The organism is Albidovulum sediminis (assembly GCF_025380365.1).
In the GTDB taxonomy this organism is placed as follows: Bacteria; Pseudomonadota; Alphaproteobacteria; order Rhodobacterales; family Rhodobacteraceae; genus Albidovulum; species Albidovulum sediminis.
The window spans coordinates 898,545-916,971 of record NZ_JAOCQF010000001.1 but is presented as its reverse complement, the minus strand read 5'-3'; the positions used below and the strand labels follow the sequence as shown (position 1 = coordinate 916,971).

The following is an 18,427-nucleotide window of genomic DNA, read 5'->3' as shown; positions in this document are numbered from 1 at the left end:
GCGGCGGCGACTGCCCCTTGCGGGGCACCCGATTTGATGGTTCTGTGCTCAAAACGACAGATCAGAGTCGCATTATGCCCCCCGCTCCCGCCGTCAGCAAGTCCGCGCCCGCCGCGGCGCCACGCCGAAAACGCTTCGTGTTCCTCCTGCTGGACCGGTTCACGATGCTCTCGTTTGCCGGCGCGATCGAGCCGCTGCGCATCGCCAACCGCGTGCTCGGCTTCCAGGCCTATACCTGGGTGCTCGCCGGCGAGAACGGGACCGAGGCGACCTGTTCCAACGGCGCCTCCTTCCGGCTCGACATGGGGCTCGAGGAGATCACGCGCGAGGATACGGTGCTCGTCTGCGGCGGCATCGACGTGCAGGACGCGACCAGCAAGCCGATTCTCAACTGGCTCCGCCGCGAGGCGCGCCGCGGGGCGGCGATCGGCGGGCTTTGCACCGGCGCCTATACCGTGGCCAAGGCCGGGCTTCTGGACGGCAAGCGGGCGACCATCCACTGGGAAAACCAGGACAGCTTCCTTGAGGAGTTCGAGGATGTGAAGCTGACCAAGTCGGTCTTCGTTCTGGACGGCAACCGCATGTCGACCGCGGGCGGCACCGCCTCGATCGACCTGATGCTGAAGATCATCGCCTCCGACCACGGCGAGGAGGTGGCCAACACGGTGGCCGACCAGCTCATCTATTCCTCGATCCGCACCGACCAGGACACGCAGCGCCTGTCGATCCCGACCCGGATCGGCGTGCGCCACCCGAAGCTCTCGCAGGTCATCCAGATGATGGAGAGCAACATCGAGGACCCGATCAGCCCGGCCGACCTGGCCGAGCGGGTGGGCATGTCGACCCGCCAGCTGGAACGGCTGTTCCGCCGCTACCTGAACCGCAGCCCGAAGCGGTACTACATGGAACTGAGGCTCCAGAAAGCGCGCAACCTGCTGATGCAGACCGACATGAGCGTCATCAACGTGGCGCTGGCCTGCGGCTTCGCCAGCCCGTCGCATTTCTCCAAGTGCTACCGCGCGCACTACAAGACGACGCCCTACCGCGAACGCGGCACCCACGGCGTGCCGGGCCTGGCGCGGCTGTCGATCTGAGGGCTATTCCGGCGCGATCCGGTAGACCGCGCCGCGGTCCACCGACAGGAACCAGATCGAGCCGTCCGGCGCCTCGCGGATGTCGCGGACACGGCCCGTCTCGCCCGAGCGCAGCGCCTCCTCCGCCCAGCCCGCGGCGGGGTCGAGCCGGGCGATATAGTCGAACTTCAGGCTGCCGACGAAATGGCTGCCCGCCCACGCGGGCCAGAGCCGGCCGGAATAGACCATGTGGCCCGAGGGCGCGATCGAGGGGTCCCAGTAATGGACCGGCTGTTCCATCCCCGCCCGCGCCGGCCCGGTGCCGATGGCGCTGCCATCGTAGTTCCGCCCGTAGGCGATCACCGGCCAGCCGTAGTTGCGCCCCGCTTCGATCAGGTTGATCTCGTCCCCGCCCATCGCGCCGTGCTCACTGGCCCAGAGCCGTCCCTCGGCATCGAAGGCCAGCCCCTGCGGGTTGCGATGGCCGAGCGTGTGGATCTCGGGGAAAGGCGCGTCGGGAAAGGGGCCGCCCGGTGCCGCGCGGCCATCGCGGGTGAGATGGACGATCTTGCCCTGCAGCCGGTCCAGCCGCTGCGCCGGATCGAAGGCGCCGCGTTCGCCCAGCGTCAGGAAGAGCGTGCCGTCCGGCGCCTCGGCCAGACGACCGCCGAAATGGATCCCGCCGGAGGTTCCAGGCGGCATTTCCCAGATCAGCTCCACCTCTTCGAGCCGCGCCTCGACAAGCCGCGCGCGCGCCACCGCCGTGCCTGCGCCCGCCCCCGTGCCCGCCCCTGCCCCCTGCGGCCGCGCGAAGCTGAAGAAGACCTCGCCCCGCGCCGCGAAGTCCCGCGGCACGAGGATGTCGAGAAGCCCGCCCTGCCCGCGCGCGAAGACGGCCGGGACGCCCGCGACCGCGACCCGCGCGCCGCCTGCGTCCTGCCGCCAGAGCCGGCCGCCGCGTTCGGTGACCAGGAACCCGCCGTCCGGCAGGAACGCGAGCGACCACGGCTCCTTGAGCCCGGTCGCGACGGCCACGACGGACAGCCGGCCCTGGCTCGTCTCCATCGCCCAGGCCGCGGGCCGGCAAAGGACAAGGGCCACCAGCATCAGAAGAACGCGCCGCCAGAAACCGGACCCGTTCGCACGCCACCGCATCCCGCACTCCCCTTCCCGGCAGGGCCGTCCGCGACCCGGCCCTTGTTCCCCTGCGCGAACGGCTTTCCTTTTGCCGAAAGCCGCACTAGTTTCGCTGCCAGGATATTTATCCAACATGGGAGCAATCTGATGAAGAAACTTCTCGCCGCGACCGCTTCGGTCGCGCTCATTGCCGGTGCGGCCAGCGCCGAGGACATCAAGATCGGTGTCGTCCTGGGCTTCACCGGCCCGCTGGAATCGATCACTCCGGCGATGGGTGCGGCGGCCGAACTCGCGATGAAGGAAGTCACCGACAGCGGCAAGCTGCTGGGCGGGTCCACCGTGACCTCGGTCCGCGGCGATTCGACCTGCGTCGATGCCGCCGCCGCGACCGCCGCCGCCGAGCGTGTGGTGACCACCGACAAGGTCTCCGCGATCATGGGTGCGGACTGCTCCGGCGTGACCGGCGCGATCCTGTCGAACGTCGCGGTGCCGAACGGCATCGTGATGGTCTCGCCCTCGGCGACCTCGCCGGCGCTCTCGACGGCCGAGGACAACGGTCTGTTCTTCCGCACCGCGCCCTCGGACGCGCGCCAGGGTGAGGTCGTGACCGACATCCTGAAGGAAAAGGGCATCGGCTCCATCGCCATTTCCTACACCAACAACGACTACGGCAAGGGTCTGGCGGAATCGATCCAGCGCAACTTCGAGGCGGCAGGCGGCACCGTCACCATCTCGGCCGCGCATGAGGACGGCAAGGCCGACTACTCGGCCGAAGTGGGCGCGCTGGCCTCGGCCGGCGGCGACGTGCTCGTGGTCGCGGGCTACGTCGACCAGGGCGGCTCGGGCGTGGTGCGCGCGGCGATCGACACCGGCGCCTTCTCGACCTTCTACTTCCCCGACGGGATGGTGGGCCAGAAGCTGAACGAGAACTTCGGCGCCGAACTGAACGGCTCCTACGGCGCCTATCCGGGCACCGACAGCCAGGGCGCGGCGATGTTCAAGGACCTCGCCGGTGCCGCGGGCATCGACGGGACCTCGGCCTTCGCGCCCGAAAGCTATGACGCGGCGGCACTGATCATGCTGGCGATGGCGGCGGCGGGTTCGTCGAACTCGGCCGATTTCTCCGGCAAGATCATGGACCTGGCCAACGCGCCGGGCGAAAAGATCTACCCGGGCGAACTCGCCAAGGCGCTCGACCTGATCGCGGCCGGCACCGAGATCGATTATGAAGGTGCCAGCGCGGTGGAACTGGTGGGCCCGGGCGAAAGCAAGGGCAACTACCAGGAAATCCTCTTCGCCGATGGCGTCTATTCGACGGTGAACTACCGCTAAGCGGCGTCACTTCCCAGGGGCAGCCCGGATCAACCGGGCTGCCTTTCCATATCGACAGACGCGGGCGAACCCGCGCGAAGGGGTGGAAACGCATGATCATCGTCGAGGATCTGCACAAGCATTTCGGCGGCTTCCGCGCGGTCGACGGCGCCTCGCTGGAGATTGCCAGCGGCTCGATCACCGGGCTTATCGGGCCCAACGGAGCGGGCAAGTCGACGCTCTTCAACGTCATCGCCGGGGTGCACAAGCCGACGTCGGGCCGCGTCCTCATGGACGGCGAGGACATCACCGGCCTGCCGCCGCACGACCTGTTCCACAAGGGCCTCTTGCGCACCTTCCAGATCGCGCACGAGTTTTCCTCGATGTCGGTCAGGGAAAACCTGATGATGGTGCCCGCCGGCCAGTCGGGGGAGACGCTGTGGAACACCTGGTTCCACCGCGCCCGCATCCGCGAGGAAGAAGCGGCGCTGGCGAAGAAGGCCGACGAGGTTCTTGATTTCCTGACGATTTCTCATCTTGCCGACGAACGCGCAGGCAACCTTTCCGGCGGCCAGAAGAAGCTTCTGGAACTGGGCCGCACGATGATGGTGGAGGCCAAGATCGTGTTCCTCGACGAGGTCGGCGCGGGCGTGAACCGGACGCTCCTGAACACGATCGGCGACGCCATCGTGCGGCTGAACAAGGAACGCGGCTATACCTTCTGCGTGATCGAACACGACATGGATTTCATCGGCCGCCTCTGCGACCCGGTCATCGTCATGGCCGAGGGCAAGGTGCTGGCCGAAGGGTCCGCCGCGCATATCATGGAGAACGAGGCGGTGATCGAAGCCTATCTGGGGCGCGGCCTCAAGAACAAGGTCAAGTCCGAGGCGGCAGCGGAGGCCGGGGCATGAGCAACACCGGCAACCCCTACCAGGACGACCGCGGCAACAAGGACCGCTCCATCACCAACTCCGGCGGCGGCACGATGACGCTGCCCGGCACCTCCGGCCGCGCGACCCCTGCCCCCGGCGGCCCCTTCCTTGCCGCCGAGATGATGACGGGCGGCTACGGCCCGGTCGACATCCTGCACGACTGCACGCTGACGGTGGAAAAGGGCGAGATCGCGGTCATCGTCGGCCCGAACGGCGCCGGCAAGTCGACCGCGATGAAGGCCGTGTTCGGCATGCTGAACCTGCGCGGCGGCCATGTGAAGCTGGACGGAGAGGACATCACCCTGCTTTCCCCGCAGGACAGGGTGGCCAAGGGCATGGGCTTTGTCCCGCAGGTCAACAACGTCTTCCCGTCGATGTCGGTCGAGGAGAACCTGGAGATGGGCGCCTTCCTGCGCCGCGACGACTTCCGCGCCACGATGGAGCAGGTCTACGACCTGTTCCCGATCCTCAAGGACAAGCGCCGGCAGGCGGCGGGCGAGTTGTCGGGCGGCCAGCGCCAGCAGGTCGCGGTCGGGCGCGCGCTAATGACCCAGCCGAAGCTCCTGATGCTCGACGAACCCACCGCCGGCGTCTCCCCCATCGTCATGGACGAGCTTTTCGACCGCATCATCGAGGTGGCGCGCACCGGCATCTCGATCCTGATGGTCGAACAGAACGCCCGCCAGGCGCTGGAGATCGCCGACAAGGGCTATGTCCTTGTACAGGGCGCCAACCGCTACACCGACACCGGGGAGGCGCTTCTGGCCAACCCCGAGGTCCGCCGCACCTTCCTGGGGGGCTGAGACATGGACCTTCTCAACGCGATCGTCGCACTTCTGAACTTCGTCGTCATTCCCGCCACAGCCTATGGCGCGCAGCTTGCGCTTGGCGCGCTTGGCGTGACGCTGATCTACGGCATCCTGCGCTTTTCCAACTTCGCCCATGGCGACACGATGGCGCTTGGCACCGGCTTCGTGATCCTTTTCACCTGGTGGCTGCAATCCATGGGGCTGAGCTTCGGCCCCCTGCCCACGGCTTTCCTCGCCCTGCCCCTCGGCATCGCGCTGACCGCCGCCGTGGTGCTGCTGACCGACCGCTCCGTCTACCGCTTCTACCGCAAGCAGAAGGCGGCGCCGGTGATCCTCGTCATCGTCTCGATGGGGGTGATGTTCGTGATGAACGGCGTCACCCGCTTCGTCATCGGCGTGGACGAAATCCGCTTTGCCGACGGCGCCAAGTTCCTCATCAACGCCAACGACTTCAAGGCGGCGACGGGGCTGGCGGAGGGGCTGGCGTTCAAGGCAAGCCAGGCGCAGACCATCGTCACCGCCGTCGCGGTCGTGGCGCTGCTCTTCTGGTTCCTGAACAAGACCCGCACCGGCAAGTCGATGCGCGCCTATTCCGACAACGAGGATCTGGCGCTGCTGTCGGGCATCAGCCCCGAGCGGGTCGTGGCGGTGACCTGGATCATCGCCTCGGGCCTCGCGGTCATTGCCGGCACGCTTTACGGCCTCGACAAGTCGTTCAAGGCGTTCAACTACTTCCAGCTTCTGCTGCCGATCTTCGCCTCCGCCATCGTCGGCGGGCTGGGCAGTCCGCTCGGCGCCATCGCCGGCGGCTTCCTGATCGCCTTCAGCGAGGTGGGCTTCACCTACGCCTGGAAGAAGGTCGCGACCTATGTCCTGCCCGAGAGCCTTGCCCCCGACGGGCTCGCGCAGCTTCTGTCCACCGACTACAAGTTCGCGGTCTCCTTCGCGATCCTGATCGTCGTCCTGCTTTTCAAGCCCACCGGCCTCTTCAAGGGGAAATCGGTATGAACACGCGCAACATCGTCCTTTTCGCGGGCATGGCCCTTCTGATCGTCCTGGAAGGGTCCACCACCTTCGGCGGCATCTTCGGCGGCAGCTGGAACACGGCGCTGTTCATCGTGAACTTTGGCCTCCTCTCGGCGATCATGTCGCTGGGCGTCAACATGCAGTGGGGCTACGCCGGCCTCTTCAACGTCGGTGTCGTGGGCTTCATCGCGCTTGGCGGACTTGCCCCGGTGCTGATTGCCACCCCGCCGGTGACCGAGGTCTGGACAGCCTCCGGCGCCGGGCGGCTCATCTTCGCGCTGATCGTGGGCGCGGGGGTGATAGCGCTCGCCATCGTGCTCAACAACCGCCTTCGCGGCCGCGCCCGGCTGCTGGCGCTGTGCGTGACGCTGATCGGCGGCTTCTTCCTTTACCGCGCGCTCTTCGATCCGGCGGCCGAGGTGGTGGAGGCGTTCAACCCCGCCACAAACTCCAACCTCGGCGGCCTTGGCCTGCCGGTGCTCCTGTCCTGGCCGGTCGGTGCGGCGCTGGCGGCGGGGGCGGCCTGGCTGATCGGCAAGACGGCACTTGGCCTGCGTTCCGACTACCTCGCCATCGCCACCCTCGGCATCGGCGAGATCATCGTCGCGGTGCTGAAGAACGAGGACTGGCTGGCGCGCGGGGTCAAGAACGTGATCGGCATCCCGCGCCCGGTGCCCTATGAGGTCGATCTTCAGAACAGCCCCGGCTTCGTCGATTTCGCCGCCAACTTCGGCGCCGACCCCGTCGTGGCCTCCACCATCGTGGTCAAGCTGCTTTACGCGGCGCTTTTCCTTGTCGTGCTGCTGGTCCTGACCATGGCGACCGAACTGGCGCTGAAATCGCCCTGGGGGCGGATGATGCGCGCCATCCGCGACAACGAGGTCGCGGCCGAGGCGATGGGCAAGAACGTCACCGGGCGCCATCTGCAGATCTTCATGCTCGGCTCGGCCGTGTGCGGCTTCGCCGGCGCGATGATGGTGACGATGGACAGCCTGCACAACCCCGGCACCTACAGCCCGCTGCGCTTCACCTTCCTCATCTGGGTCATGGTGATCGTCGGCGGGTCGGGCAACAACTGGGGCGCCATCCTTGGCGGCTTCCTGATCAGCTTCCTCTGGCTCAAGGTCGAGGCCTGGGGGCCGGCCGCGCTCGACTACCTGACCTCGGGCATGGACCCGACCTCGCCGCTGCGCACCCACCTGCAGGACTCGGCCGCCCACATGCGCCTCATCGCGCTCGGCCTCGTGCTGCTCCTGGTGCTGCGGTTCAGTCCACGTGGCCTGATCCCGGAGAAATGACGCGGCGGCAGGCACCGCGCATCCGGGCCGGGGGGAGACCCCCGGCCTTCGCCTTTCTGGGGCTCGGAAATCCGAAACGACATCTTTTGTCGCGGATCGACATGCCGGACGCCGCGTTCGCGCCTTGATTGGTCGCAATTTCTGCGGGAGGCGAACATGAAGACCGAAGCACAGGTCGTGGTCATCGGCGGCGGGGTCGTCGGTTGCTCGGTGCTCTATCACCTGACGAAGTACGGCTGGACCGACGTGATGCTGATCGAACGCTCGACGCTCACCTCCGGGTCCACCTGGCACGCGGCGGGCGGGTTCCACACCCTTAACGGCGACACCAACATGGCCGCGCTGCAGGGCTACACGATCCAGCTTTACAAGGAGCTGGAGAAGATCACGGGCATGTCCTGCGGCCTTCACCATGTCGGCGGCATCACGCTGGCCGACAACCAGGAACGCTTCGACATGCTGAAGGCGGAGCGGGCCAAGCACCGCTACATGGGCCTTCACACCGAAATCCTCGGGCCGGCCGAGATCGAGAAGTTCACCGACGGCCTTGTCGATACCAAGGGCATCATCGGCGCGCTCTACGATCCGCTCGACGGTCACCTCGACCCCTCCGGCACCACCCACGCCTACGCCCGCGCGGCGAAGATGGGCGGCGCCACGATCGAGGAGCATAACCGCGTGCTCGCCACCACCCCGCGCGCGGACGGAAGCTGGGACGTGGTGACCGAAAAGGGCACCGTCCATGCCGAACACGTCGTCAACGCCGGCGGCCTCTGGGCGCGCGAGGTCGGCGCCATGGCCGGCGTCTACCTGCCCTTGCTGCCGATGGCGCACCAATACCTCGTCACCGACGACATCCCCGAGATCATGGACATCCTGAAATCGGGCCGCGAGTTTCCCCATGTCATGGACCCCGGCGGCGAAAGCTATCTCCGGCAGGAGGGACGCGGGCTCTGCATCGGCTTCTACGAGAAACCCTGCGAACCCTGGAGCGTGGACGGCACGCCCTGGGAATTCGGCCACGAGCTTCTGAACGAGCAGTTCGACAAGATCGAGGACTCGGTCAATTTCGCCTACCGCCGCTTCCCCGTCCTCGAACGCTCGGGCGTCAAGCGGGTGATCCACGGCCCCTTCACCTTTGCCCCCGACGGCAACCCGCTGATCGGTCCGGTGCCGGGCCTCAGGAACTACTGGTCCGCCTGCGCGGTCATGGCGGGCTTCAGCCAGGGCGGCGGCATGGGCAAATCGCTGGCCGAATGGATGATCCACGGCGAGACCGAGGTCGACCCTCGCGGCTTCGATGTCGCCCGCTTCGGCAAGTGGACGACGCCGGGCTACACCGTCCCGAAGGTCATCGAGAACTACCAGATGCGCTTCTCGGTCTCCTACCCGAACGAGGAGCGCCCCGCCGCCCGCCCCTTCCGCACCACGCCGATGTACGACATCTTCGACAGCATGGGTGCGGTCTGGGGCGCGCAATACGGGCTCGAGGTGGTGAACTACTTCGCCCTGCCGGGCGAGCCGCGCCATGAGACGCCCTCCTTCAAGCGCTCGAACGCGTGGGAGGCGACGCGCCAGGAAGTGATGGCCGTGCGCGAGGCGGTGGGCATCAACGAGGTGCAGAACTTCGGCAAGTTCCGGGTCAGGGGGCCGAACGCGCGCGCCTGGCTTGACCGGATCATGGCGGGTGCCATCCCGCAACCGGGGCGCCTGTCGCTGACCCCGATGCTCAGCCCCAAGGGCAAGATCATCGGCGACTTCACCGTCACCTGCATCAGCGAGACCGAGTTCCAGATCACCGGCAGCTATGGCGCGCAGGACCAGCACCTGCGCTGGTTCGAGGCGAATCTGGATGCGGGCGTGAGCGTCGAAAACGTCTCAGACCGGATCACCGGGTTCCAGATCGCCGGGCCGAACGCGCGCGCGCTTCTGGCGCGCGTCACCCGCGCCGATGTCTCGGCCGAGGCGTTCCGCTTCATGGATGCGCGCCGCATGACCATCGGCATGGCCGACTGCCTGGTGCAGCGGGTCAGCTATACCGGCGACCTGGGGTATGAGATCTTCACCGACTTCATGTCCGAGCGCCACCTCTGGCACACCCTCTGGGCCGCAGGCCAGGACCTGGGCCTGCGCCCCTTCGGCATGCGCGCGATGATGTCGCTCCGGCTCGACAAGTGGTTCGGAAGCTGGGCGCGCGAATTCAGCCCGGACTACTTCCCCGGCGAAACCGGCATCGACCGCTTCATCCGCTGGAACAAGCCCGCCGACTGGATCGGCAAGGCCCCCGCCATGGCCGAAAAGGCGGCCGGGCCCAAGCGGCGGCTCTGCGCCTTCATCGTCGATGCGGCCGATGCCGACGTGGTGGCCTATGAACCGCTCTGGATCGGCGACAAGGTGGTGGGTTTCTGCACGAGCGGAGGCTATTCGCACTGGACGGGCCAGTCGGTCGCGCAGGCCTTCGTGCCGGTCGAACTGATCCGCGAGGGGCTTGAGGGCGAGATCGAGATCCTTGGCGAACGCCGCAAGGCGCGCATGGTGAACAGCCCGCTCTGGGATGCAGACGGGGCGCGGATGCGCGGCTAGGCGCCGGAAGGATCGCGTTGCGGTTGTCTCTCCCCTTGCCAGCGCGCGGCGCGGACGGGATAATCCACCCCACACGTCATGGGGTGGCCGGGCGTCGGGTGCAGGTCAGGTTTGAATGAGTAACGTCGCGATCCTCATCCCCGCGGCCGGCAGTTCAAGCCGGATGCGCGGCACCGACAAGCTGATGGAGCCCGTCGAGGACGAGCCCATGCTGCGGCGGATTGCGCGGCTCTCGTTGGCGGCCAGTCCTTACGTCTTCGTTACCCTGCCCGACGGCGGCCCCCATGCGCTGCCGCGCAAGTCGGTCCTGACCGGCCTGCAGGTCCGCATGCTGCCGATCGGGGACGCGCACGAAGGCATGTCCGCCTCGCTCCGCGCGGGGGTTGCCGCGGCGGGCCGGCAGGCGGTTTCCGGCCTGATGGTGGTTCCGGCGGATATGCCGGAACTGACCGCGCCCGACCTCATCACGGTCGCGACGATTTTCGAGGATGAACCCGAAACAGTGCTGCGCGCGACCGCATCGGACTACACGCCCGGCCACCCGGTCGTCTTCCCCCTGCGCCTGTTCACGGCCATCGCCGTCCTGACCGGCGACAAGGGCGCGCGCAAGCTCCTGGAGGGCGAGGCGGCGCGGCTTCTGCCGCTGCCGGGGCGGCACGCCACGACCGACCTCGATTCGCCCGAGGACTGGGCAGAGTGGCGGAAGGGGAAAGACCGCAAACCCGTCTAGGGCCGAATGCGGGGCTTCCTTCGCTCAGGCGGCGGCGATGCGGCGCAGCCGGTCGGCGTTCGGCCGGGCCGGCGCGCTCATCCCGCCGGTCAGGCGCGCGGCAAGATCCGCCCGCGCCGCTTGCGGCAGGGCGGCCAGGATGCTTGGCGATACCGGCAGGCTTTCCGTCCAGGCCCCGTTCGCGCAGAGAATCTCATGCGTGCCCAGTGCCAGGTGGACATAGTCGGCGCGGGCCGATGCGGCGCGGGTGATCCCCGCCATCCCGACAAGATCGGCCGCGCGCGCCAGCGACTCGGACGCGACGCCCAGTGCCGCGCCGAACTCCCCGGTCAGGAGCAGCCGCTGGTCGGGCGACAGCACGGTTTCGCGCGCCGGGCTCCCCTCGCCCAGGGCACCGGGGGCGACCACCACCGGCAGGGCCGAGGGCCGCGGCGCAGACGGGCCGGCCCGCCGGAACAGCCAAAGGATCGCGCGATAGCCATTGTCGCGGGTCAGGACGCGGTCGCCGGGGTGCAGCGTTTCCACCGCCCGTTCGCCGCGGTCGGTGAGGATCATCGTGCCTTGCAGGAAGGCTGGCAGCACCAGCGCGTCATCCCCGCCGAACGCGGCCTGCCGCGCCCACACCACCGACCCGTCAAATCCCCGATCGAGCACCGCACCAATCCGTTTCAACCCTGACGGTAGGTCAATAGCGGTCCAATGCGGTCGGTTTGTGGCCGCTTCGGTCAAAAAATGCGCCGGATTCCGGCACGCCGCCACACCGGGGACACGGGTTTTCACAGATCCGTTAATGCCACAGGGGTAGCCGGATCACCGCCGCGTTGGGGGACAGTGCCGAGGCTTCGGCCACAAGCGCCTCCAGTTCCGGGAACAGCGCGTAGATCTCGAAGCGCTGCGCGTTTCCCAGCCCGTTCACCGCCGTGTCCCCGGGGTGAAAGGCCTCGCACCAGGCGCCGTTCACCAGGATCATCTCGTGCCGGTCAAATACCGGATGCCAATAGGCGCAGTCGTCGCATCCAGCCGCCGGGACCGCATGGCATCCGACCATGTGCTTGGCCGAAACCAGCGCCTCGTGTTCCTCGAACCGGATCAGGCTGCGGTCACGCGGGGCCAGGATGCGCTGGTTCGGGCTTGCGCGCATTTCCGCCTCCGGCAACCAGCCGTCAAGCATGCCCTGGGCGATGCGCAAAGGGCAAAGGCGGTTGCCCGCGTCCAGCATCTCGCCCTCAAGCCGCCGCGTGCCGATCCAGCGGATGCGCTGCAAGCCGTTGTCGCGGGTCATGACAAGGTCACCCACCCGCAGCGTCTCTGCCGCCACCTCTCCGCGATCGGTGGCGACGACAAGGCCCCCCGCTCCGCCCCCTGTCAGAAGTGGCATGTCAGGCGCCCCTGCCCCGCAGGCGGCATTCGTCCCGCCGGCCCGAGGTGCTTCCCCTACCCTCAGCACTCGTCACTTGCACACGTTCCCCCGGCCGTTCCGGCCCTGTGTCGCCGCTGCTGCCTAAGCGCGACCCGCGCCGGCGCAGCGTTTTCCTGCCCTTGGTCTAGCGCCGCGGGGGCCGGGGACAAAGCAGATTGTGGCAAAACTATGTCGTCCGCCCCGCGATCCCCCTTCCGGAACGGAGACAATCGCGGTCCCGAACCAGCGCTATTACGCCCATCATGCCGGGGTTTTCGCGGCCTGGAGCAAGATTGATCCCTAACCAAGAACAATAGACCTGCAGAGATGCGGTAATTGTCTTCGGAACGGGAACGGAAGACGCGAGTTCCCGGTCTTCCCCCCTTCAATCGCACGCCGTCGCCCGTTTCCAGCCGACGAACAGGCGCATTTCCGCGATGTATTGGCGACAGGCCGGAAACTGCGGCCGCCCGGTCCCGGTCCCCGCGGGCGGTGCGGGCCGGACAGGAGGGAGGAAGCGGCAATCTGGTGCCCGAGGTCGGACTCGAACCGACATACCTTGCGGTGGCGGATTTTGAATCCGCTGCGTCTACCATTCCGCCACTCGGGCCGCCGGCTTGCGATCTATCCCGCCACGGCGCGCAAGACAAGCGGTTTGCGGGCCCTCAGAGGCGCGTGGCGGCGAAGGTGTCGCACTCGGCGATGCGGCCGGTCTCGTAGCCGCGCGCGAACCAGCGTTCGCGCTGGTCCGAGGTGCCGTGGGTGAAGGTATGCGGCATCGGCTGGCGCCCGGCGTTGCGTTGCAGCGTGTCGTCGCCGATCTGGCGGGCGGCGTTCAGCGCCTCCTTCAGGTCGCCCGGCTCGATCGTGCCCAGCACCGCCTCGGCCTGGTGCGCCCAGATGCCCGACAGGCAGTCGGCCTGCAACTCGATCCGGACCGAGATCGCGTTCGCCTCGGTCTGGCTGGCCCGCTGGCGCGCGGCGTTCGCCTGCGAGAGGATCCCCAGTTCGTCCTGGACATGGTGCGCGACCTCGTGCGCGACCACATAGGCGGCGGCGAAATCGCCCCCCGCGCCCAGTTGCCGCGACAGGGTGACGAAGAATTCGGTGTCGAGGTAGATCTTGCGGTCGACCGGGCAATAGAACGGCCCCGTCGCGGCCGAGGCGGTGGCGCAGGGCGACTGCGTCATGCCCTTGAAGAGGACGAGCACCGGCGGGACGTAGGTTTCGCCCAGTTCGGCGCGGAAGACGCGGCCCCAGATCTCCTCGGTGTCGGCCAGCGTCACGGCCACGAATTCCCCGGCCTGAAGGTCGGCCTCGGTCAGTTCGGCGCTGCCCGTGGTCCCGCCGCCGCCCTGCTGGCGCGACAGTTCGTCAAGCACCGGCGTCACGTCGACGCCAAGGAAATAGGCGATGACGACGATGGCGAAGATGCCAAGCCCGCCGGCCCTGACCGGCCCCGCCCGCCGCGCCATCCGCCGCCGGTCCTCGATGTTGTCGCTTTGCCGACGACCCTGCCACCGCATGGCGCACCTCTTCCCTGCCCGTCCGGGGCACGATAACGCGCGGAACGGCCGAACGCAAAGCCGCTTGACGTCCCCCGCGCCGCATGGCCTATAAGGCCGTTCGCGCCCCGCTGGCCGCGCGTCAGGACGGAGATTTCCGGCAATGATCCGAAGCCTTTACGACAGGACGATGCGGCTTGCCAGCCACCGGCACGCGATGCCGGCGCTCGCGGTCGTGTCCTTTGTCGAAAGCTCCGTCTTTCCGATCCCGCCCGACGCGCTGATGATCCCGATGATCCTGGCGCGTCCGTCGCGGGCCTGGCTTGTCGCCCTTGTCGCCCTCGTGGCCTCGGTGCTGGGCGGGCTTCTGGGCTACGCCATAGGCGCCTTCGCCTTCAACGAGATCGGTCAGCCGATCCTTGCCTCGCTCGGCAAGGCCGATGCCATGGCCGAATTCAGCACCAGGTTCAACGACTTCGGCTTCTGGGCGGTGCTGATCGCCGGAGTGACCCCCTTCCCCTACAAGGTCATCACCATCATGTCGGGCTGGACCGGCATGCCGATCGCGACCTTCGTCCTGACCTCGATCCTCGCCCGCGGCCTGCGCTTCTTCATCGTGGCGGGGCTTCTGTGGAAGTTCGGGGCGCCGGTGCGCGATTTCATCGAACGGCGGCTCGGGCTTCTGTTCACGCTCTTCATCGGCCTCCTGCTCGGCGGCTTTCTCCTGGTGCGCTACCTGTGACGCAACGCAATCTGATCCTCCTGGCCGGGCTCGGCTCGCTCCTCCTTCTTGGCGGGGCCTTCGTCTTCCAGGCGCTCGGCTACGCCCCCTGCAAGCTCTGCCTCTGGCAGCGCTGGCCACACGCGGTGGCCATCGTCCTTGCGGGGCTCTCGCTTATCGTCGCGCATCGGGCGCTGCCCTGGCTCGGCGCCGCTGCGGCCGCCACCACGGGCGCCATCGGGGTTTTCCACGCCGGGGTGGAGCTGAAATGGTGGGAAGGCCCCACCACCTGCACCTCCGGCGCGGTCGGGGGGATGAGCGTCGACGATCTCCTGGCGCAGATCAACGCCGCGCCGCTGATCCGCTGCGACGAAATCGCCTGGAGCCTGTTCGGCGTCTCCATGGCGGGCTGGAACGCGATCCTGTCCTTCGCGCTCGCCGCGCTTTGGGTTGCCGCCGCCACGCGGCGCGCCTGATCAGCGTCGGCTCGCCCGCCGGGTCGACAGCAGCAGGCTCGTCTCCGAGGCCAGAACGCCTTCGTAGTTGCGCACCTTGAGGAGGACCGCGTCCAGTTCCTCCAGCGTGCGCGTCCCGATCTCCGCGATCACGTCCCAGCGCCCGTTGGTGGAATGGACCGCGGTGATCTCCGGCAATCCGGCCAGCCGGGCCATGATCCGCTCCGTCCCCCGCCCCTCGATGGCGATCATCATCAGCCCGCGCACCGGCTGCGCAGTCACGTCCGACCGGGTCAGCACGGTAAAGCCGACGATCTCGCCCCGCGCCGAAAGCCGCTCCATCCGTGCCCGCACGGTCGCCCGTGCGATCCCCAGACGGTCGGCGAGATCGGACAGCGCCGCGCGCCCGTCGCGCCTCAACTCCCCGATGATCCGCTGGTCGATTTCGTCCAGATCGCTCTTTCCGGCTGACATTTCGGACAATCCCCTGACCGTTCCGACAAAAAGAATGGTTCAATCCGACACAAACCGACAACACACTTTGCCGCAAGCCTGAATCTACAAGGAACGATCCATGACCAAGACCTGCATCCTGATCGGTGCCCCGATCGACACCGGGCAGAAGCGCGCGGGCTGCCTGATGGGGCCTGCGGCCTACCGTGTCGCGGGGCTGGCGCAGGCCATCGCCGACACCGGCAACCGGGCCGAGGACTGGGGCGACCTGGCGCTGCCTGCGCTGGGGGACGCCACCTGCCCCAACCCGGCGGTTCATTCGCTGGCCGAAACCGTGGGCTGGACCGCGGCGCTGGCCGATGCCGCCCTCCGCGCGATGGGCCGGGGCTTCCCGATCTTCCTGGGCGGCGACCATTCGCTCTCGCTCGGCTCCGTCGCCGGGGTCGCGGCGCATGCGCAGGCGGCGGGCCGGCCGCTCTTCGTGCTCTGGCTCGACGCGCATTCGGACTACCACACGCCACTGACCACCGCCTCGGGCAACCTGCACGGCACGCCGGTCGCCTATATCGCGGGCGAGCCGGGCTTTGACGCCTTCCCGCCCTTCCCCGCCCCGGTCGCGCCGGAGCGCATCTGTCTTTACGGCATCCGCTCGGTCGACGGCCCGGAACACGCGGGGCTCCTCAAGACCGACGCCACCATCTGCGACATGCGCGTGCTGGACGAGCGCGGCATCGTCGCCCCCCTGCGCGAGTTTCTGGACAAGGTCCGGGCCGAGAATGGCCTCCTCCACGTCTCGCTCGACGTCGATTTCCTCGACCCCGGCATCGCGCCCGCGGTCGGTACCACCGTGCCGGGCGGCATCACCTTCCGCGAGGCGCATCTGGTGATGGAGCTTCTGCACGAAAGCGGCCTTGTCACCTCGCTCGACCTCGTGGAACTGAACCCCTTCCTCGACGAACGCGGACGCACCGCAAAGCTCATGGTCGACCTCGTCGGCTCGCTCATGGGCCGCAAGGTCTTCGACCGCCCGACCCGGAGTTTCGGATGATGCGCGACAAGCTTAACATCGTTCCTTTCGTCAGCGTCGACAACATGATGCGGCTCGTCCTTCATCTGGGCGTCGACCGCGTCCTGACCGAGATCGCGGACTACATCGAGGCCGACTTCCGCCGTTGGCCGCTGTTCGACAAGACCCCGCGCGTGGCCTCCCATTCCGATGTCGGCGTGATCGAGCTGATGCCCACCTCTGACGGGGAGATGTACGGGTTCAAGTATGTGAACGGCCATCCCAAGAACATGAGGGAAGGCCTGCAAACCGTTACCGCCTTCGGGCTTCTGGCCGATGTCAACACCGGCTACCCGATCCTCTTGACCGAGATGACGATCCTGACCGCACTGCGCACCGCCGCGATGTCGGCTTTGGCCGCGAAGCATCTCGCGCCGAAGGGCGCGCGGACCATGGCGATGATCGGCAACGGCGCGCAGGCGGAATTCCAGGCGCTGGCCTTCCGCGCGATCTGCGGCATCGACACCGTGCGGCTTTACGACATCGACCCCGCCGCGACCGAAAAGTGCATCCGCAACCTCCAGGGCTCGGGCCTCAGGACCGTCTTCTGCCGCTCGAACGAAGAGGCGGTCGAAGGGGCCGGGATCATCACCACCTGCACCGCCGACAAGCAGTATGCGACGATCCTGACCGACAACCTCGTCGGCGCCGGCGTCCACATCAACGCCGTCGGCGGCGACTGCCCCGGCAAGACCGAACTCCACCGCGACATCCTTCTGCGGTCGTCGATCTTCGTCGAATATCCGCCCCAGACCCGGATCGAGGGCGAAATCCAGCAGCTTGACGCCGATCACCCGGTCACCGAGCTTTGGCAGGTCATGACGGGCCAGGCTGCCGGTCGGACCGATCCGCGCCAGATCACGCTTTTCGACAGTGTCGGCTTCGCGATCGAGGATTTCTCGGCCCTGCGCTACATCCACGACCGGCTGAAGGGGACCGGCTTCTTCGAGGAACTGGACATGATCGCGGACCCCGACGATCCGCGCGACCTTTACGGCATGCTGCTCAGGGCGAAGGCGGGGATGACCTCCGCCGCCTGAAGTGGCCGCGCGCCCAGCGGAGGAAGGCGGCGATGCGTGGATGGCTGGCATCGCGCGCATCCGCCAGCATCCAGACCGGCGTCGGCGGCGGCCCCGGCAGACCCACCGCGACAAGCCCCGCCGCCAGCGCCCCTGGCAACAGTGCGATCCCCTGCCCGCGCTCGCAGGCCGCGCGCTGTGCCAGCGGGCTTGATGACAGCATCGCCACCTGCCCGCCAAGCCCCGCCAGCCAGCGATAGGCCGAAATCTCCGCCAGCGAGGCAGAGGCGCGGATGACCCTGTGCCCGTCCAGCGTCGCGGCCCCCGGGACCGGCGCGCAATGCGCCAGGTAATCCGGCGCGGCGTATAGCCCCCAGTCGATCTGCCCGATCTCCACCGCCTGGGCACCGTCGGGCGCGCTTTCGGCAGGCGTCACCAGAATGTCGTAGCCCGCGGGCGGCAGCGCGAACAGATCCTCGTGCACCGAAAGATCGGCCGCAACACCGCCCCGCTCCGCCCATGCGGACAGCGCATCGGCCAGAAACAGCCCCGCCGTCACCTCGCAGGCCGCCACGCGGATCGGGGGTGCCGCCCCCTCCAGCGACGGAACGAGCGCGTCATGCGCCTGTCGCATCGCCCGCGCCGCCTGAAGCAGGGCCGCCCCGCGCGCGGTCGGCTCAAGCCCGCCCCCCGCACCACGGAGAAGAAGCGGGAAGCCCCCGGCCTCCAGCGCCGCAAGGCGGCGCGACATGGTGGACTGGCTGACCCCGGCACGCCGCGCCGCCGCCGACAGGCTGCCGGCCTCGTGCATCAGCAGAAGGTCACGCAGGTCGTTCCAGTCGGGAAAGGGCGGATGATCCGGCATGACCCATGCAAAAACGGATGGACCCATGCACTATCGCCGATT

General features: G+C 67.9%; 18 protein-coding genes and 1 tRNA gene. 12 read left to right on the top strand and 7 right to left on the bottom strand.

The genetic code is table 11. The annotated features are described in order from the left end of the window. The first annotated feature begins 74 nt into the window (after positions 1–74). Positions 75–1,094 (top strand): GlxA family transcriptional regulator, encoded by a 1,020-nt coding sequence (locus N5I32_RS04495; RefSeq protein ID WP_261494195.1) that lies wholly within the window; start codon positions 75–77, stop codon positions 1,092–1,094. 3 nt (positions 1,095–1,097) lie between these two features. Here N5I32_RS04495 and N5I32_RS04490 read toward each other — a convergent pair whose 3' ends face one another. Then, positions 1,098–2,228 (bottom strand): PQQ-dependent sugar dehydrogenase, encoded by a 1,131-nt coding sequence (locus tag N5I32_RS04490; protein WP_261494194.1) that lies wholly within the window; start codon positions 2,226–2,228, stop codon positions 1,098–1,100. Positions 2,229–2,357: 129 nt separating this feature from the next. Between N5I32_RS04490 and N5I32_RS04485 the strand changes: the two genes are divergently transcribed. From N5I32_RS04485 to N5I32_RS04455, 7 genes are all read left to right on the top strand, one after another. Then, a complete protein-coding gene (locus N5I32_RS04485) occupies positions 2,358–3,542 on the top strand; it encodes an ABC transporter substrate-binding protein (RefSeq protein WP_261494193.1) in 1,185 nt (394 codons plus the stop codon). A 92-nt stretch (positions 3,543–3,634) separates the two neighbouring features. After that, positions 3,635–4,435: an ABC transporter ATP-binding protein gene (locus N5I32_RS04480; protein WP_261494192.1), complete on the top strand. Its 801-nt coding sequence runs from the start codon at positions 3,635–3,637 to the stop codon at positions 4,433–4,435. Continuing rightward, positions 4,432–5,259 carry an ABC transporter ATP-binding protein gene (locus N5I32_RS04475; protein WP_261494191.1) on the top strand — a complete coding sequence of 276 codons (828 nt, stop codon included), beginning with the start codon at positions 4,432–4,434 and terminating at the stop codon, positions 5,257–5,259. Before N5I32_RS04480 ends, N5I32_RS04475 begins: the two co-directional genes overlap by 4 nt. A 3-nt stretch (positions 5,260–5,262) precedes the next feature. Continuing rightward, entirely contained in the window at positions 5,263–6,273 is a 1,011-nt protein-coding gene (locus N5I32_RS04470) for a branched-chain amino acid ABC transporter permease (RefSeq protein WP_261494190.1), read from the top strand. Continuing rightward, positions 6,264–7,589 (top strand): branched-chain amino acid ABC transporter permease, encoded by a 1,326-nt coding sequence (locus N5I32_RS04465; protein ID WP_439648189.1) that lies wholly within the window; start codon positions 6,264–6,266, stop codon positions 7,587–7,589. Before N5I32_RS04470 ends, N5I32_RS04465 begins: the two co-directional genes overlap by 10 nt. Positions 7,590–7,745: 156 nt before the next feature. After that, complete coding sequence (locus tag N5I32_RS04460; RefSeq protein ID WP_261494188.1) at positions 7,746–10,172, top strand: GcvT family protein; 2,427 nt, start codon at positions 7,746–7,748, stop codon at positions 10,170–10,172. A gap of 115 nt (positions 10,173–10,287) precedes the next feature. Beyond that, positions 10,288–10,902 (top strand): nucleotidyltransferase family protein, encoded by a 615-nt coding sequence (locus N5I32_RS04455; protein WP_261494187.1) that lies wholly within the window; start codon positions 10,288–10,290, stop codon positions 10,900–10,902. 24 nt (positions 10,903–10,926) lie between these two features. Here N5I32_RS04455 and N5I32_RS04450 read toward each other — a convergent pair whose 3' ends face one another. The 4 genes from N5I32_RS04450 to ypfJ form a co-directional block, all read right to left on the bottom strand. Beyond that, positions 10,927–11,556: a Hint domain-containing protein gene (locus N5I32_RS04450; RefSeq protein WP_261494186.1), complete on the bottom strand. Its 630-nt coding sequence runs from the start codon at positions 11,554–11,556 to the stop codon at positions 10,927–10,929. Between the two features lie 133 nt (positions 11,557–11,689). Then, positions 11,690–12,280, bottom strand: coding sequence for a Hint domain-containing protein (locus tag N5I32_RS04445; RefSeq protein WP_261494185.1), 591 nt, complete (start codon positions 12,278–12,280; stop codon positions 11,690–11,692). Positions 12,281–12,827: 547 nt separating this feature from the next. Next, positions 12,828–12,911, bottom strand: a tRNA-Leu gene (locus tag N5I32_RS04440). 55 nt (positions 12,912–12,966) lie between these two features. After that, complete coding sequence (ypfJ, locus tag N5I32_RS04435; RefSeq protein ID WP_261494184.1) at positions 12,967–13,827, bottom strand: KPN_02809 family neutral zinc metallopeptidase; 861 nt, start codon at positions 13,825–13,827, stop codon at positions 12,967–12,969. 142 nt (positions 13,828–13,969) lie between these two features. Here ypfJ and N5I32_RS04430 point away from each other — a divergent pair, with 142 nt between their 5' ends. Together N5I32_RS04430 and N5I32_RS04425 are read left to right on the top strand one after the other, a co-directional pair. Next, positions 13,970–14,548, top strand: a complete 579-nt coding sequence (locus tag N5I32_RS04430) for a YqaA family protein (protein WP_261494183.1) — start codon at positions 13,970–13,972, stop codon at positions 14,546–14,548. Further along, positions 14,545–15,003, top strand: a complete 459-nt coding sequence (locus tag N5I32_RS04425) for a disulfide bond formation protein B (RefSeq protein WP_261494182.1) — start codon at positions 14,545–14,547, stop codon at positions 15,001–15,003. Before N5I32_RS04430 ends, N5I32_RS04425 begins: the two co-directional genes overlap by 4 nt. Here N5I32_RS04425 and N5I32_RS04420 read toward each other — a convergent pair whose 3' ends face one another. Next, positions 15,004–15,456, bottom strand: coding sequence for an Lrp/AsnC family transcriptional regulator (locus N5I32_RS04420; protein WP_439648175.1), 453 nt, complete (start codon positions 15,454–15,456; stop codon positions 15,004–15,006). 100 nt (positions 15,457–15,556) lie between these two features. On the opposite strand from N5I32_RS04420, the gene rocF reads away from it, so the two are divergent. Next, positions 15,557–16,483, top strand: a complete 927-nt coding sequence (gene rocF / locus N5I32_RS04415; protein ID WP_261494181.1) for an arginase — start codon at positions 15,557–15,559, stop codon at positions 16,481–16,483. Then, positions 16,483–17,541 (top strand): ornithine cyclodeaminase, encoded by a 1,059-nt coding sequence (ocd, locus tag N5I32_RS04410; RefSeq protein ID WP_261494180.1) that lies wholly within the window; start codon positions 16,483–16,485, stop codon positions 17,539–17,541. Before rocF ends, ocd begins: the two co-directional genes overlap by 1 nt. Here the strand turns inward: ocd and N5I32_RS04405 are convergent. After that, the gene (locus tag N5I32_RS04405) at positions 17,507–18,385 is read right to left on the bottom strand and encodes a LysR family transcriptional regulator (RefSeq protein WP_261494179.1); all 879 of its coding nucleotides are present in this window, start codon (positions 18,383–18,385) and stop codon (positions 17,507–17,509) included. The genes ocd and N5I32_RS04405 overlap by 35 nt on opposite strands. Between the last annotated feature and the right edge of the window lie 42 nt (positions 18,386–18,427).

Excerpts from the sequence above, each read along its gene's own strand:
- N5I32_RS04490 (WP_261494194.1), bottom strand. The coding sequence starts at position 2,228 with ATGCGGTGGCGTGCGAACGGGTCCGGTTTCTGGCGGCGCGTTCTTCTG.
- N5I32_RS04445 (WP_261494185.1), bottom strand. The coding sequence starts at position 12,280 with ATGCCACTTCTGACAGGGGGCGGAGCGGGGGGCCTTGTCGTCGCCACC.
- N5I32_RS04475 (WP_261494191.1), top strand. The coding sequence starts at position 4,432 with ATGAGCAACACCGGCAACCCCTACCAGGACGACCGCGGCAACAAGGAC.
- N5I32_RS04485 (WP_261494193.1), top strand. The coding sequence starts at position 2,358 with ATGAAGAAACTTCTCGCCGCGACCGCTTCGGTCGCGCTCATTGCCGGT.
- ypfJ (WP_261494184.1), bottom strand. The coding sequence starts at position 13,827 with ATGCGGTGGCAGGGTCGTCGGCAAAGCGACAACATCGAGGACCGGCGG.
- N5I32_RS04460 (WP_261494188.1), top strand. The coding sequence starts at position 7,746 with ATGAAGACCGAAGCACAGGTCGTGGTCATCGGCGGCGGGGTCGTCGGT.
- rocF (WP_261494181.1), top strand. The coding sequence starts at position 15,557 with ATGACCAAGACCTGCATCCTGATCGGTGCCCCGATCGACACCGGGCAG.
- ocd (WP_261494180.1), top strand. The coding sequence starts at position 16,483 with ATGCGCGACAAGCTTAACATCGTTCCTTTCGTCAGCGTCGACAACATG.
- N5I32_RS04495 (WP_261494195.1), top strand. The coding sequence starts at position 75 with ATGCCCCCCGCTCCCGCCGTCAGCAAGTCCGCGCCCGCCGCGGCGCCA.
- N5I32_RS04405 (WP_261494179.1), bottom strand. The coding sequence starts at position 18,385 with ATGCCGGATCATCCGCCCTTTCCCGACTGGAACGACCTGCGTGACCTT.
- N5I32_RS04420 (WP_439648175.1), bottom strand. The coding sequence starts at position 15,456 with ATGTCAGCCGGAAAGAGCGATCTGGACGAAATCGACCAGCGGATCATC.
- N5I32_RS04430 (WP_261494183.1), top strand. The coding sequence starts at position 13,970 with ATGATCCGAAGCCTTTACGACAGGACGATGCGGCTTGCCAGCCACCGG.
- N5I32_RS04470 (WP_261494190.1), top strand. The coding sequence starts at position 5,263 with ATGGACCTTCTCAACGCGATCGTCGCACTTCTGAACTTCGTCGTCATT.
- N5I32_RS04480 (WP_261494192.1), top strand. The coding sequence starts at position 3,635 with ATGATCATCGTCGAGGATCTGCACAAGCATTTCGGCGGCTTCCGCGCG.
- N5I32_RS04455 (WP_261494187.1), top strand. The coding sequence starts at position 10,288 with ATGAGTAACGTCGCGATCCTCATCCCCGCGGCCGGCAGTTCAAGCCGG.